Source organism: Acidobacteriota bacterium (assembly GCA_028875725.1).
In the GTDB taxonomy this organism is placed as follows: domain Bacteria; phylum Acidobacteriota; class Thermoanaerobaculia; order Multivoradales; family Multivoraceae; genus Multivorans.
Genome location: JAPPCR010000009.1, coordinates 174,333 through 189,166 on the forward strand (window position 1 = coordinate 174,333; position 14,834 = coordinate 189,166).

The 14,834-nt window shown below is 67.7% G+C and carries 11 protein-coding genes; 8 read left to right on the forward strand and 3 right to left on the reverse strand.

Features of this window, described 5'->3' with window-relative positions:
* Positions 1-89 precede the first annotated feature (89 nt).
* The gene (locus OXI49_11250; protein ID MDE2691081.1) at positions 90-3,587 is read right to left on the reverse strand and encodes a hypothetical protein; all 3,498 of its coding nucleotides are present in this window, start codon (positions 3,585-3,587) and stop codon (positions 90-92) included.
* A gap of 119 nt (positions 3,588-3,706) precedes the next feature.
* On the opposite strand from OXI49_11250, the gene OXI49_11255 reads away from it, so the two are divergent.
* Positions 3,707-6,127 (forward strand): prolyl oligopeptidase family serine peptidase, encoded by a 2,421-nt coding sequence (locus tag OXI49_11255; protein MDE2691082.1) that lies wholly within the window; start codon positions 3,707-3,709, stop codon positions 6,125-6,127.
* Here the strand turns inward: OXI49_11255 and OXI49_11260 are convergent.
* Positions 6,068-7,477: a metallophosphoesterase gene (locus OXI49_11260; GenBank protein ID MDE2691083.1), complete on the reverse strand. Its 1,410-nt coding sequence runs from the start codon at positions 7,475-7,477 to the stop codon at positions 6,068-6,070. The genes OXI49_11255 and OXI49_11260 overlap by 60 nt on opposite strands.
* 25 nt (positions 7,478-7,502) lie before the next feature.
* Positions 7,503-8,369: an LLM class F420-dependent oxidoreductase gene (locus OXI49_11265; protein MDE2691084.1), complete on the reverse strand. Its 867-nt coding sequence runs from the start codon at positions 8,367-8,369 to the stop codon at positions 7,503-7,505.
* Positions 8,370-8,438: 69 nt separating this feature from the next.
* Between OXI49_11265 and OXI49_11270 the strand changes: the two genes are divergently transcribed.
* The 7 genes from OXI49_11270 to OXI49_11300 form a co-directional block, all read left to right on the forward strand.
* Entirely contained in the window at positions 8,439-8,987 is a 549-nt protein-coding gene (locus OXI49_11270) for an 8-oxo-dGTP diphosphatase (GenBank protein MDE2691085.1), read from the forward strand.
* A gap of 94 nt (positions 8,988-9,081) precedes the next feature.
* On the forward strand, positions 9,082-9,450 hold the full coding sequence (locus OXI49_11275; GenBank protein ID MDE2691086.1) for a transcriptional repressor: 369 nt from the start codon (positions 9,082-9,084) through the stop codon (positions 9,448-9,450).
* A gap of 27 nt (positions 9,451-9,477) precedes the next feature.
* Positions 9,478-10,401 carry an energy-coupling factor ABC transporter permease gene (locus OXI49_11280; GenBank protein ID MDE2691087.1) on the forward strand — a complete coding sequence of 308 codons (924 nt, stop codon included), beginning with the start codon at positions 9,478-9,480 and terminating at the stop codon, positions 10,399-10,401.
* Positions 10,385-11,827, forward strand: coding sequence for an ABC transporter ATP-binding protein (locus tag OXI49_11285; protein ID MDE2691088.1), 1,443 nt, complete (start codon positions 10,385-10,387; stop codon positions 11,825-11,827). The genes OXI49_11280 and OXI49_11285 overlap by 17 nt, the downstream gene beginning before the upstream one ends.
* Positions 11,828-12,044: 217 nt before the next feature.
* On the forward strand, positions 12,045-13,466 hold the full coding sequence (locus OXI49_11290) for a GTP-binding protein (protein ID MDE2691089.1): 1,422 nt from the start codon (positions 12,045-12,047) through the stop codon (positions 13,464-13,466).
* On the forward strand, positions 13,454-14,494 hold the full coding sequence (locus OXI49_11295; protein ID MDE2691090.1) for a PQQ-binding-like beta-propeller repeat protein: 1,041 nt from the start codon (positions 13,454-13,456) through the stop codon (positions 14,492-14,494). The genes OXI49_11290 and OXI49_11295 overlap by 13 nt, the downstream gene beginning before the upstream one ends.
* Positions 14,491-14,834: GTP-binding protein (locus OXI49_11300; protein ID MDE2691091.1), on the forward strand; the 344-nt coding region annotated here is incomplete at its 3' end. The genes OXI49_11295 and OXI49_11300, both read left to right, overlap by 4 nt.

Here is a 14,834-nt window from a genome sequence, read left to right on the forward strand (position 1 = left end):
CCGCGGGAGCTTTCGCTCCCCGGCGCGTTTCTTCGTCTGGCTTCCGCTGGGTGCGCGGGTCTGACATCCGACCGCCCGCGAACGGGCGCTCAGTCCGAGAGACCGTCGAACAGCCGCTCGAGAGCCGCCATCCGCTCGGCGATGCGGTCCCAGGCGCCCTCCTCGTCCGGCAACTGGCCGAGGCTGACGAGCCGCCTCGCGAGGAAGCGGAACTCGCTCGTGTCCGCGGCGGGAATGACGAGGTCCTTGCTGTGGCCGCGGACGATCCGCAGGCAGTTGATCACCGCGCGCAGGAGCCGGTAGCCCTCGCCGATCTGCTCAAACTCCTCGTCCGCCAGGTGGCCGCGCTCGTGGAGCGCGCCGAGCGCGTCGAGGGTGTTCGTCTGGCGCACCTCCGGGTCGCCGGCGCCTGCCGCGATCTGCCGCACCTGGACAAAGTACTCGGCGTCCAGCAGACCGCCGGCGCTGAACTTTGCGTTCGTCGTGCCGCGGGTCACGAGTTCCGAGCGTTGACGGTTCCTCAGATGCCGGATCCGTGCGACGTCGTGCGGCCGCGGATCGAAGACGAACTCCTGCCGGTGCGTCTCGACGCGGGCGGCCAGGTCCGGATCGCCGGCCACGGTGCGAAGCCGCACCAGCGCCTGGCGCTCGTACGGATCCGCCTCGCCGTCGACGCTGTAGTACGAGACAAAGCGCTGAAACGAGGCGGCGAGCGGCGACGAAGCGCCGCCCGGCCGCAACCGCCAGTCGAGTTCGAAGATCCCGTCGCGCTTGGCGCGGATCAGACGTGCCAGCCGCTGCGCCGCCCGCTCGTAGAACTCGCCGGCCCGGGCCAGCCGAGACCGTTCGGCGTCCCAGACGAACATCAACTCGACGTCCGATGCGTACCCCAGATCGCGTCCGCCCCACTTCCCGAGCGCGCAGAGGCACCAGACTCCAGGCTCCGCCCCGTCTCCGGCGGTTTCCCCGACGGCTTCGGTCGCCGCCCGCGTGAGCACGACGTCGGAAAGCGTCGAGAGTTCTTCGCCGAAATCGCTGAATCGCTCGATGCGTCGCGTCAGATGCCGCATGTCGATCCGCCCGATCTCGTCGTCCTTGAAGCGGTTGAGCGCCTCGTCCGGCGCCTGCTGCGCTCCGAGCGCGGCACCGAGACGGCGCTCCAGATCTCCTCGCCCGGCGCCCAGGTCGAGATCGGCCATGCCTTCGAGCAGCGGCATCAGGTTCTCGTGCTGACGGCGCAGGAACTCCTCCCAGAGCCAGGTGCCGGCACCCAGCACGCGCGCCAGTTCGTCAAGTGACGAGGCGAGGGCCTGCGTCGGATCGGCGACCTGCTTGCACGCCGCGTCGATCAGCGCCCCGAACTGCCGCAGCGCGAGCTGCGGGTTCGGCGCCACCGCCAGCCGCCGCGCGAACTGCTTCATCAGCGTCACCGTCAGCCGCAGGTGGTCGACGCCGATGCGATCCTCGATCTTTCCGCCGCTCCGCGTCGTCACGAACAGCCGGTCGCGCACCTCGCCTTCGACCGTGTCGAACTCCACCTTGTCGATCCAGTAGTCGCGGGTCGAGAGGACGTTGGAGAACTCGAACAGGAACATGAAGCTGTCGGGACTTCGGATCTCCAGGATCGTGCAGTGCTCGTCCGACTCGTTGTCGACCGAAATCGAGATGGGCGGCATGACCTGTTCCGCATCGACGCCCGCATCGGTCAGACGGGCGGTCTCCATCACGCGCAGGGTCAGCTCCTCGTTGGCGCGTTGCGCGTCACCCCTGGCCAGGAGTCCGAGAAGCCTGTTCAGGTCCCGCTCGAAGTCCGCCCAGGAGAAGACACGGGAGGCATGGGCCGGCGCCGGCTGAACCTCCGCCGAGTACACGATGCGCGTGGGGCCATGCCTCGAGTGCCGCGACCTCTGGTCCCTGCGCCGGCCTTGGCGGCCGCGGCGGCCGCCGGGCCGCGTCGAACGACGCCCCTTCGCCCTTCCGGGCCGCCGGTAGAACTCCATGTCGCCCGCATCCTGGTAGGTGTAGGAGCTGCCGCTCAGGATCGACTGACCGTAGGCCGCCAGCAGGCCGCAGATCTTCGCGAACTCTCCCTGGTAGTCGTTGGCTACCACCGTCACCCGGCGAGTCGAGCCGACGTGCCGCACGTCGACCCGGCACAGTCGCTCGCCGTCGAGTTCGTGAATCAGTTCGACGTGGCGCGCCACCTCCTCCACCGGGTGGGCGAGAAAGTAGGCGCTCTCGAGGCGCCGGAAGTGCTCGTCGATGACGTCCGCGGGCAGATCCGGGCAGCGTTCCCGCACCTGGTGCTTGCGTTCCAGGAACTCGATCGTCTCGTCGAAGAACTCACCAAAGATGCGGCGCACCTCCGCCGACGTCTCTTCGTAGCGGCCACCCAGATCGAGGGTGTCAAGCGGCTGGCGCAGTGCGAAAGCAACCCGCCACTGGAATGTCGCCCACTGTTTCGGCTCTCGCGGAAGCTGGCGTACCGGCAGATCGCGTTCCAACTGCAACACGTGCTCGACGACGCGCAGGAAGATGTAGGCCTCGCGCAACCGGTCGTACTCGTCCTGGGTGATCACGCGGTGCGCCCGCAGCCGCGACATCGCCTGCAACGTGTTCGGTGAGCGCAGGCTCTTGTTGGCGGCGCCGTGGTAGAGCTGCAGCAGTTGGACGATGAACTCGATGTCCCGGATGCTGCCGGCGCCGAGCTTGACGTTGCCGACCTCGGTGCCCTTGGAGCGGAGCGACTTCTCGATCATCTGCTTCATCTCGAAGACCTCGCGCAGCAGGGTCTCCGGCGACCTCTCCGGGTCGAAGACGAAGCGCCGCGTGCCGTCGATCAGCGCCCTGGCGGCGGCCGCGTCGCCGCCGGCGAACCGCGCCTTGATCAGCGCCTGGAACGTCCAGTTCATTCCGTAGCGCTCGTAGAAGCGGAGGTACTGGCTCACCGTCCGCACCAGGGGGCCCATCTTGCCCTCGGGCCGCAGCCGCATGTCGACGCGGAAGACGAAACCGTCGCCCGTGTTGTCGGAGATCAGACGGATGAACTTCGGCGCCTGCCGCTGGAGTCGGTGAAGCGCCTCCTGGTCGACATCGTCCGAGGCGACGAAAAGCGCGTCGATGTCCGAGCTGTAGTTGACCTCCAGGCCGCCCCACTTGCCCATCGCGATGACCGCGAACGGTTCCTCGGCGAGGCCTGTCGCATCGAGCGCACGCTGGACGCAGACATCCGCGACCTGGGAGATCTTCTGCGTCGTCGCGGCGAAGTCGTCGAGGCCGCTGAAGTCGGCGACCGCAACCCGGATCAGCTCCCGATAACGCAGGATGCGGAGCCAGCGGCGAATGTCCTCGTCCGGTGCCGGCCGGAGCGCGGCCATGCGCTCGCGCTGCTCGTCCACCGACTCCTGCTCGACGGGGAAGAGCCCCTCGTCCGCCTCCGGATGGGCGTCGAGCCACCGGGCGTAGGCCGGCGCGTACTCCCGCAGGATGTCGCGCTGCGAGAGCGCGAGCGTCTCCCGCGGATCCTCGGCGTCCTCGATGTCCATGGCCGCGAAGGCCTCGATCGCTTGCTCAAGGCGCGAGTTCACGGTGTCGCCTCCTCGTCGCTGGCCCGCCGACAGCGGCGGAGGCAAGATGCTAGCGAACCGTGCGTCCCTGAATCCGACCGCACCGATAGGGTTCACGAAGTCCAGCCGAGGAGTTCGCCATGAGACCAGCTATCGCCATCACCAGCCTTCTACTCGCTGCCGGCCTCGCCGGCGCGGCCACGGCACAGTTCCATCCAGGCTCTGCAGGCGGCTATCTCACTCCGCCGCAGGAGATCGTCGACATCCTCGACGCGCCGCCGACTCCCGGCGTGCTCGTGAGCCCGAACCGGGACGTCATCGTGCTGACTGAGCGACGGAGCATGCCGCCGATCTCCTGGCAGGCGCGGCCGCTGGAGCGTCTGGCGGGCTACCGGATCGACCCGCGCAACAGCGGGCCCTGGCGGGCACCGGAGACCTCCGCGCTGACGATTCGCCGGGTCGAAGAGGACGCGAGTACCGAAGGCATCCGCATCGACGCGCCCCACGGAACGACGCTCGGCTGGCCGCAGTTCTCGCCCGACAGCTCACACCTCTCCTACGCCGTCCTCCGCGACACGGGGATCGAGCTCTGGGTCATCGACATTGGGAGCGGCAAGCAGCGAGCGCTGACTTCGGCGTCGCTCAACGCGACGTGGGGGAACCCGTGCCAGTGGCTGTTCGACTCGAGCGGCGTGCTCTGCCGCTTCCGAATGCCCGGAAGGGGCGCGCCACCTTCGCCGCCGCGGCAGCCCGACGGGCCGAACATCCAGGAACACGACGGCCGCCTGTCACCGGTGCGCACCTATCAGGACCTGCTCGCGAACGCCTACGACGAGGCGCTGTTCGAGTACCACTTCACGAGCCGGATCGAAACCGTCGACCTGGCCACCGGGAAGCGGAACCAGATCGGCGAACCCGGGCTCTTCATGCGCGTTTCCGGCGCTCCCGACAGCCGCCATGTGCTCGTGGAGCGGCTCCAGCGTCCCTTCTCCTGGCTGCATCCGGCGAGCCGCTTCCCGCGTGCGGTCGAAGTATGGGCCCGGGACGTCGGCAAGGTCGCGACGGTGGCGAACCTGTCGCTGGCCGACGCCGTGCCGATCGGCGGCGTTCCGACCGGACCACGCAGCCATCGCTGGAATCCAACGAAGCCGGCGGCGCTGGTCTGGAGCGAGGCGCAGGACGGCGGCGACCCGAAGGCCGAGGTGCCGCACCGCGACCATGTGTTCTCGCTTGACGCGCCGTTCGACGGCGAACCGCGGGAGCTGACCCGCACGGAACACCGCTTCACGGGGATCCGCTGGACAGCCGACGGCACCGCCCTGGTCAACGAGTACGACCGCGAGACCCGCTGGTTCCGCACGTCCTTGCTCGATGTGGGCGGCGACGAGCCGAGGACGCTGTTCGACCGAAGCGCCGAGGACAGCTACGGCGATCCGGGCTTCCCGTGGCAGCGGCCCGGAGGCGGTACGGCCAGTTCCGTCGTCTTCCAGGACGGCGACAGCATCTACCTCGTGGGCCGCGGCGCCTCGCCCGAGGGCGACCTGCCCTTCGTCGACCGGCTGAATCTCGACACCCTGGCCACCGAGCGCCTGTTCCGCAGCGAATCCGGGACCTACGAAACGGCGGTTGCCGTGCTGGCGGCGGACGGCGGCTCGCTCCTTACCCGCCGCGAGAGCACGACCGAGCCGCCCAACTACTTCGCGACGAACCTCTCGACAGGCGGCCGGCGCGCCCTGACCGACTTCAGCGACCCGGCGCCGATCCTCCGCCAGGTCGAGAAGCGGCTCCTGACCTACGAGCGGGAGGACGGTGTCGGCCTGTCGGCGACTCTCTACCTGCCGCCCGGTTACCGGGAGGGCGACCGGCCACCGATGCTGCTTTGGGCCTATCCCCGCGAGTACACGAACGTCAACGCGGCGAGCCAGGTGACCGGCTCCCCCCACCGTTTCACCACCCTGCGCGGCGCCTCTCACCTGCTGCTGCTGACCCAGGGCTACGCGATCCTCGACGGGCCGGCGATGCCGATCGTCGGCAAGGGCGAGACGGCGAACGACAGCTACGTCGAGCAGCTCGTCTCGAGCGCGCAGGCGGCGATCGACAAGGTCGTCGAGCTTGGCGTCGCCGACCCCGACCGGATCGCCATCGGCGGCCACAGCTACGGCGCCTTCATGACCGCCAACCTGCTCGCCCACTCCGACCTGTTCGCGGCCGGCATCGCCCGCAGCGGCGCCTACAACCGGTCACTCACGCCGTTCGGCTTCCAGAACGAACGCCGCACCTTCTGGGAAGCCCAGCACATCTACGCAGCCATGTCGCCGTTCTTCCACGCCGAGAAGGTGAACGAGCCGATCCTGCTCACCCACGGCGAGATCGACAACAACTCCGGCACCTTCCCGATCCAGTCCGAGCGCTTCTACCAGGCCCTGAAGGGCCACGGCGCCACGGTGCGCTACGTCACGATGCCCCACGAGTCCCACGGCTACGCAGCCCGGGAGTCGGTGCTACATGTCGTAGCCGAAATGCTGAACTGGTGCGACCGCTACCTGCGTAAGGGGCAGTGAAGCAGGGCTGGTGAGCGCGGCCGCGTCGGCGGATTCCTCGATGACCCGGTCGAGCTCCAGCTCGACACTCCCGGCGTCGGACGGCGTCTCGACGTCGCCCGTCGTTACGAGGTCGAGCAACCGACCGTCCTCGTCGAAGGCGCGGAAGATCGATCCCTCGTCGGACAGCTCGGCCATCCAGAAGTGGGGCTCGCTCGCCGAGCGGGCGATGTACCAGCGTTCCTCGAGGTCGACGGTCCGCGCGTCCATGCCCATGCAGCCGTCGCCGAGATAGAGCACGCCCTCGCCCTCCCCAACGACTTCGCCGAGCCGGATCGGATGGCTCCGCTTGAGGACGTGGTCGTGGTTCTCCAGCGCCACCGTCAACCGGCCCCGATGGAAGACCTCCTCCCAGGCGGCCCGACCCTCGGCCGAACCCTCGTACGAACGGTGAGCCGGATAGAGGGGGACGTGGTGGAGCGCGAGCCTGTTCGGCAGGTCCGCGTCGGCCTCCATGTGCGCCGCGAGCCACGCCGCCTGATCCTGGTGAGACACCAGGTGACCGCTGTCAAGCACGTATAGGGCCCCGACCGAGCCCAGACCACGCCGGAAGTACGTTGCTCCACCGTCCTCCGGCGCGCCTCCGACGCCCTGGTTCTGGGCGAACAGCGCGAAGAAGAACGGAGCCTTCTGCTCCGGCGGTGAAGACGCGGGCACGCCGCCCTCGCGGCCGACGTTCACTTCGTGGTTGCCAATCGCCAGCACCAGGGGAACCGTGTGGCCTTCCGGCGTGACCAGTGCTTCGGTGACGTACTCGAGCCACGTCCGCCAGCGCGGCCACCTCGAAACGAGCCCGTTCGCGTAGGCCAGGTCGCCGCCGATGACGAGCATGTGCGGCGACCGCCGCCCCGCCTCGGTCAACAGTGCAAGCGAGAGGGGCTCAGCGCCCACGTCGCCGCCCGCCGCCAACCGCACGGGACCCTCCGCCGGCACCGTACGGAAGCTGCGGACGGGTCCGGCGGAGCGTCCGTCGAGCAGAATCTCGAAGTCGTAGCCGGCCCCGGGCTCCAGACCCCGTATCGGGAACCGGTACACGCGGACATCCGGGACTCCGCCGATCTCCAGCGGTTCGCTCGAAATCGCCACCGGCTCATCCTCGGACCCGGACGGCCGCCATTCGACGCTTGCAGACCGTGGAAGCCGCTCGCCGATTCCATCCGCCTCGACGACCAGGTTGACGGTCATCGTCGTCGACGTGTCGCCCTGCCAGGTCAGGTGGACCGAGTGCCACGGCGGTTCGCCGCCGGGAGCGGAACACCCCGCAACGAGGAGCGCCGCGAGAACAACGCTCGATGGCGTAGAGAATCGCAAACGACGAACACTAGCGCGGAAAAAGCTACGGTGAGGCTTCATCAAGTTGCTCCATCAAGGTCTGCGCGTTCTCCGGTCGTCCGAGATGCAGTCCCATCCCGGGCATCGGCGCCACCGGTACCAGGACGCGGGCGACGCCCAACTCGGCAAGCGACTGCAGGCTCGACAGATCTTCGCCGATGCCGGTGGTGATCTCGACCGCATCCGGGTCGCGGCCGTGCTCGGCGGCGACCCTCCGCGCGAGGCCGATCAGTTCGGCCGAGGCGCCGCGCGCGGGGAAGAACCCGTCACCGAGCCGGCCGGCGCGCCGCGCCGCCGGCTTCGAGTGGCCGCCGACGATGATCGGAACGCTACCGCTGACCGGTTGCGGGCGGCAGTAGGCGGCGTCGAAGTGAACGTACTCACCGTGGTAGGTCGGACGTTCGGCGCCCCAGAGCTCACGCATCGCCTCAATGTACTCATCAGTCCGGCGCCCTCGATCGGCAAACGGCGCGCCGATCGCGTCGAACTCCTCCTTCAACCAGCCGACGCCGATGCCTAGCAGCAGACGTCCCCCGGTCAGATGATCGAACGTGGCGATCTGCTTGGCCGCCACGACCGGGTTGTGCTGGGGCACGATCAGGATGCCCGTCGCGAGCCGGATCCGCCGCGTCTGCGAAGCGACGTAGGCCATCCAGATCAACGGATCGGGCAGGTCGAAATCGTCGCGCCCGCCGGCCATCTTGCCGTCGGGCGAGTAGGGATACGCCGACTCGTAGCCGCCCGGAACGACCGTGTGTTCGACCGTCCAGATCGACTCGAAGCCGGCCTCGTCCGCGGCAACCGCCAACTCCACCGCCAGGCCCGGATCGACGAAGCGGCCCGTGTTGCAGTACCTGAGTCCGAACTTCATAGGCCGCGCAGTCTACGGTACGTGCCGAAGGCCGAACCGCTCCTCCACTCCTCCGCTACGATGCCCGCGGTGCGCGAGGCAGCAGGCAAGACGAAGGTCGCCGACATCAATTGGCGATCGTGGCGCGCCGTTGACAAGGCGACTCTGACCTTCGTCCTCGATGAGGAACGCGTCCTGCTGATCCGCAAGAAGCGAGGTCTAGGCGCCGGCAAGGTCAACGGACCCGGTGGCCGCCTCGAACCCGGCGAAGAACCGATCGTCTGCGCGGTCCGCGAAGTCGAGGAAGAGGTCGGCATCACGCCACTCGGCCTCGAGTATCGGGGCGAGAACCTGTTCCAGTTCGTCGACGGTTACTCCATCCACGTCTACGCGTTCACGGCCTCCAGGTACCGGGGTGAACTCCGCGAAACCGAGGAAGCCACGCCCCTGTGGACGGACCTGGACTCCATCCCCTATGACGAGATGTGGGAGGACGACCGGCTCTGGCTACCCCACTCCCTCGGCGGCCTGACACCCCAGGGCCGCTACATCTTCGACGGCGACCGCATGCTGGACTGGGAACTCGAAGTCGACGGCGAGCTCTACCGGCCTGAACGGCAGCAGCCGGCGCCTCCCTAGCGGAACGAGAACGTCCCGGCGGCCGGGCGGGTACCTGAGTTCCCGTGCCCAGAGGACGCTTGAAGATAACTGAGAATCGAATATCATCTCTCCCATGGAGAGAGCCAAGCAGCAACTGGCAGTCCTGCGAGCCCTTGCCGAGGCGGACGGCCCCCTGTCCGCCAGGGAACTGTGGAGCCGCCTGAGCGGAACGGGTGTCGGTCTTGCCACAGTCTACCGCGCCCTCCAGCGGGGTGTCGAGGAAGGCATGCTGGAGTCGGTCGAGCTGTTGGGCGGCGGCGTTCGGTACGAGCCCAAGGACCGCGAACATCACCACTACTTTCTTTGCTCGACCTGCGACCACGCGTTCGACCTCTACGGCTGCGTCGACGGCCTCGAGTCCCTGGTTCCCGACGGGTTTCGGCTGACGGGACACGAAGTGGTCCTGCTCGGAACCTGCGATGCGTGCGGCGATGCGGCATGACGGTCGCCCACGCCGGGGAGGGCGCTGATGCACCTGGCGGAAGGCGTGCTGCCGCTGAACCACGCTGTGGCCTGGAGTGCCCTGGCCACACCCGCCGTGGTCTGGAGCCTTCGTGACGAACAACGAACGCGACGCGAGAGACCGTCGTCTTCGGTCATCATGGCGGGAACCGCGAGCCTGCTCTTCGCCGGCACTCTGCTGCCACTGCCGGTCCCCGTCGCAGGCGTAACCAGCCACATCTGCCTTACGCCGGTGCTCGCCCTGATCGTGGGCGTTCCCCGCATCGTGTGGCCCACGTTCTTCGTGCTCCTGCTGCAGGCGGTCTTCTTCGCTCACGGCGGACTGACGACGCTGGGAGTCAACGTCCTGACCCTCGGACTGCTGGGGCCTCTGGCGACCGTTGGGCTCTGGGCTTTGCTCCGCCGGCTCGGTGTCGGCGGGGCCTTCGGCCTCGGTCTCGCATGCGGCGTCGGTGGCCTGAGCGTGTACGTGGCGGACGCCGTGGTGCTCGCCGCGGCGTTGTCCGATGTGGCGGCGCCTGCAACGACCTTCGGCGCGGTGCTCGTCGGGTTGGCTCCGGTCCAGGTCCCCCTGGCGGCGCTTGAAGCTGTCGCCTCCGTCGGCATCGTGCGGCTGTTGGCCACACGCCGGCCGGACCTCCTGCCGAACTCGCTGAGAAGAGGCTCTCGCACCATGTCCGCGCCCGTTGCGTCCGTGGGCCTCCTGCTCCTGCTCGGCCTGTCGGGATGTGCCTATGAGGGTGTCGACGGAACCGTGTTCGGTGCGACCGCGGAGGGGGCCGGGCGACCGCCTACAGAGAGCATCGTGGACCTGAGCCAGGGGGAGATCGGGCTCGCGATGTCGATCCTCATCCTCTTCGGGCTGGGATTCGTCGCGGGGCGCAGTTGGGAACGACTTCTCGGAAGGCGGCGAGATGCACTTCCACGCTGAGCACTCCCTGTTCTTTGAGCGCCCTCAACCCCCATGGGTTGCGCCATTGGGTATCGCGCTGACCGGCAGCGTGCTGATCGTCAACGCGGGCGCGCACAGTACCGCCCTCTCGCTGACCGGCTCCGGGATCGGCGCGGTGCTTCTGCTGGTCGCACATGTCCATGGACGCCGCAGGATCAAGCCTGCCCTCGCGTGGACCCTGGCGGTCGTGGCGCTCGCACTGCTCGGTGGGGTCGCCCTGGATGCCAACGCGGACGTCATCGCCCAAACCAGCGCCAGGGTCCTGTGCGGTGCCATCTGGATCCTCTGGCTGGGCACTCAGGTGGACTGGGCGTCGCTGCGACAACTCCTGCTTCGGCTTCGGATTCCCGAAGGCGTCGTGGCCAGCCTCGACCACGCGCTCATGCACGGTGTTCTCGCCCAGCGTGAGTGGGTCCAGCGGCGTGACGCGGCCCGTCTCCGCCTGGGGTCACCGCGTTTGCCCTTGGCCGCCTGGGGACCGTTGCTCGGCGAAGGCGCCCTGCATGCATTCGCGCGGCTCGAACGCGCCGAGGAGAACGCACTGCTGCGTAGTGCCTCCAGCGAAGACCGCCGGGTTCATGACGGTGTGCACCTCGATGGCATCGATGTCGAACGCGGTGGGCAGCTCGTGCTCCAGCAGCTCGAACTTCGCCTGGCAAGGGCGGAGTGGCTGCTCGTGCTCGGACCAAGTGGGGCCGGGAAGTCGAGCTTGCTGCGCCTGCTCGCGGGGCTCGACGGACCCGCGCAAGGGACCATGACGCGCTTGGGAAACCACGTGTCGCCCGATACGACGCTTCGCTCCCGGCTCCACGGGCGCGTGGCCCTTCTCTGCCAGAACCCGGAGCACCACTTCATCGCAAGCACGGTTGCCGAGGACATTGCCTGGGGCCTGCTTCGCCGTGGCGTCGAGCCGGACGAAGCGCGATGTCGATCCCGCGAGGTAGCGATGGCCTTACGCATCGACCATCTGCTGCAGCGTCCGTGTCATCAGCTCAGTTTCGGGGAGCAGCGTCGCGTTGCGCTCGCCGGTCTCCTCGTTCTCGAGCCCGAGCTGCTGCTCCTCGACGAGCCCACGGCCGGGCTCGATCCCGTCGCGGCCCTTGAGCTGCGCACGCTCGTTGCTGAAGCCGTTCGCCGAACGAACGCTACGTGCGTCTGGGCAACCCACTGTCTTCACTCACTGCCGTCCCAGGCAACGCGCGCCATCCTGCTGCGAGACCGGCGGGTGCTCTTCGATGGGTCTACGGCAGAGGGGCTGTCGAAGCCGTGGCTCATCCAGGCCGGTCTCGCCGTCTGGAGGGAGAACAGAGCGTATGTTGATCAGGACATCACCACGCAACCCGAACCTCGAACAGGCTCGACGCATCAAGAGAGCACTGCGCGAAGCGCTGGGGCTTTCCGATGACATGACGGTCACGGTCACCGAACTGGCTTGTCTCGAAGAAGACTGCGCCCCCCTCGAAACCGCGATTGGCCTGCTTCGGCCCGATGCGCCACAGCTTCAGCACAAGCTGCACAAACCCATGGATTCCGTTGACGCCAGGGACCTGATCGAGGTCTGCACGGCGTGGGGATTCGACGTAGAGATTCCGGTGCTCGCACCGGTGCTTCAGGAGGACTAGATGAACGTACCCCAGAAAATCCCCGTCACGATCCTCACCGGCTTCCTCGGCTCCGGCAAGACGACCCTGCTGAACCGGATCCTGAGGGAGGAACACGGCAAACGCATCGCCGTGATCGAAAATGAGTTCGGAGAGGTCGGCATCGACCAGGCGCTCGTCATCAACGCTGACGAGGAGATCTTCGAGATGTCTAACGGCTGCATCTGCTGCACGGTGCGTGGAGACCTGATTCGCGTGCTCGGCAACCTCATGAAGCGCAGGGACAAGTTCGACTACGTGCTGGTGGAAACCACGGGGCTCGCTGATCCCGGTCCGGTGGCCCAGACCTTCTTCATGGACGACGAGATTCGCGCGGAGTTCGAGCTGGACGGGATCGTCACGCTTGTCGACGCAGCCCACATCGAGCAGCAACTCGGCCGAAGCGACGAGAGCACGGAACAGGTCGCGTTCGCGGACGTCCTCGTTCTCAACAAGACGGATCTCGTCGTCGACGACGCGCTCGACAAGATCGAGGTCCGGCTCCGGGAAATGAACCGAATGGCGCGAGTCATCCGCAGCGAGATGGCGGACGTCTCCGTCGAGACGGTGCTCAACCTCGCCGCCTTCGACCTGGACCAGGCGCTCGAGCGTCGTCCCACCTTTCTCGAGCCGGAGTACCCGTTCGAATGGACTGGCGTCTATTCGCTCGACACCGGCCGCTACGAACTCAGCCTGGCCGAGGGACCTGATCCGGCGATGTCTCTCGTCATCGTGCCGGACCTGGGCACGGATGACTCCGCACTTCGTGAAGGTGCCGAGTGGTGTGTGCGTCGGTACGCCGAACCCGCGGACGACATTCGTCCGGGGGACGAGATTCCGGTCGGAAAGCACCTGAACCTCCTGCTTGACTCCCCGGGACGCAAGTCGTTCTTCCTGGAAGTCGATACGCAGGTGAGGGTCGGGCTCTACGCCCAGCACACCGCGGAGGAGTTCGACCTGCAACTGAGGAGTGCGAATGGAGCGGCAGTCGGGCCAAACGGCAGTCCGCCCTCCGGGCCGGCGACCCCCACGGGGAACGGCGCCCCCCACCTCAACGGAGTGATTCCCCCCGAGGTCGAGCGAACCTGGGTCGCGCAGCATGAGCACGACGACGAAGTGGGCTCGATCGCAATCGAGACGGAGGGCGACGTCGACCCCGGCAGGCTCAACGCGTGGCTTGGCCAACTGCTCCGCGAACGCGGGGTGGACATCTTTCGAATGAAGGGGTTCATCAGCCTGGCAGGCGAGTCGCGTCGCTTCGTCTTCCAGGGAGTTCACATGCTCTTCGACGGACAGCCAGATCGTCCATGGGGTGACACGCCCCGCCGCAATCAGCTCATCTTCATTGGCCGCAACCTCGACGAGCGGTCGATGCGGCTGGGATTCGAGGCATGCCTGATCTGAATGACGGCAGCCCGAAGGGCGTTCTTCGCCCGGGTTGGGCCGCCGAGGTCGGTGACTACGCCATCGCCGGTGGGTGGACCCCACGCGGTGAGGCGCTGGTGGTCGGAGATGCCGCGGGTGGCGTCTACGCGTTCGACGGCAGGTCCGGCGCCACCATCTGGGCGCAGCGCGAAGCCCATGAAGGTGGACTGCTCGCGCTGGCAATGCAGCCGAACCGAGCCGCGTTCGCAACGGCCGGCCAGGATGGCCGAGTCCTGGTCTGGAGTGCCGCCGAAGGCCGGATCATCCAGACGATCGACGTCGGGAGCGCCTGGGTGGAAAACGTGGCGTGGTCGCCGGACGGACAGCGGTTGGCGGCGTCCTGCTCACGGGAGGTTCATGCGTTTGGCCCGGATGGAGCGAGAATCTGGCGGTCTCAACCTCATCCCAGTACCGTCAGCGCGATCGCGTGGTCCGGTGAAAAGGAGCTGGCGACGGCCTGCTACGGCCGGGTGACGTTCTTCGACGCCTCCACCTGGGAGGTTCGCCAGAAGCTGGAGTGGACGGGCTCCCTAGTGTCCATGGTACTGAGCCCGGACGGGGACATCGTGGCCTGCGGCAGCCAGGACAACTCCGTCCACTTCTGGCGTCGCTCCACCGCGCAGGACTCGATGATGTCCGGCTATCCCGGCAAGCCGTCGGCCCTGGCCTTCGATGACACCGGCACGCTCCTGGCCACCGGCGGAGGCGAGGCGGTGACGGTCTGGAGCTTCCAGGGCAAAGGTCCCGAAGGCACGCGACCCGGCGTTCTGGAACTTCACGTTCAGACTGTGACAACGCTCGCCTTCGCTCGCCGCGCGTTGCGCCTGGCCTCGGGAGGCCGCGACGGCGCCGTGGTGGTCTGGTCACTTGGGCGCGATGGACACGGCGATCCGATAGGAGCCGCGCCCGTGGCGGACGTTGTCGGCGCGGTGTACTGGCGACCGGACGGCCGCGCGCTGGCCGCGCTCGACGCCCAGGGTGGCGTGACGGCCTGGCGGACAGCATGAACAAGAGCCCGAGTTTCCCGCGGCTCCCCGTCACCGTTCTGTCGGGATTCCTGGGGGCCGGGAAGACCACCCTGCTCAACCAGGTGCTCAACAACCGGGAGGGGCGCCGAGTCGCTGTGATCGTCAACGACATGAGCGAGGTCAACATCGACGCGGCGCTGGTCGAGCGCGGCGGTGCGGAACTCTCGCGAACCGAGGAGAAATTGGTGGAGATGTCGAACGGCTGCATCTGCTGCACGCTGCGGGACGACCTGCTCGCCGAGGTCTCGCAGCTCGCGCGGGAGAGACGCTTCGACTACCTGCTCATCGAGTCCACGGGGATCTCGGAGCCCATTCCCGT

What these genes read in the sequence shown, in the direction of transcription:
- OXI49_11280 (MDE2691087.1), top strand. Translation starts at nt 9,478, where the DNA reads ATGCACCTGGCGGAAGGCGTGCTGCCGCTGAACCACGCTGTGGCCTGG.
- OXI49_11275 (MDE2691086.1), top strand. Translation starts at nt 9,082, where the DNA reads ATGGAGAGAGCCAAGCAGCAACTGGCAGTCCTGCGAGCCCTTGCCGAG.
- OXI49_11295 (MDE2691090.1), top strand. Translation starts at nt 13,454, where the DNA reads ATGCCTGATCTGAATGACGGCAGCCCGAAGGGCGTTCTTCGCCCGGGT.
- OXI49_11265 (MDE2691084.1), bottom strand. Translation starts at nt 8,369, where the DNA reads ATGAAGTTCGGACTCAGGTACTGCAACACGGGCCGCTTCGTCGATCCG.
- OXI49_11290 (MDE2691089.1), top strand. Translation starts at nt 12,045, where the DNA reads ATGAACGTACCCCAGAAAATCCCCGTCACGATCCTCACCGGCTTCCTC.
- OXI49_11255 (MDE2691082.1), top strand. Translation starts at nt 3,707, where the DNA reads ATGAGACCAGCTATCGCCATCACCAGCCTTCTACTCGCTGCCGGCCTC.
- OXI49_11285 (MDE2691088.1), top strand. Translation starts at nt 10,385, where the DNA reads ATGCACTTCCACGCTGAGCACTCCCTGTTCTTTGAGCGCCCTCAACCC.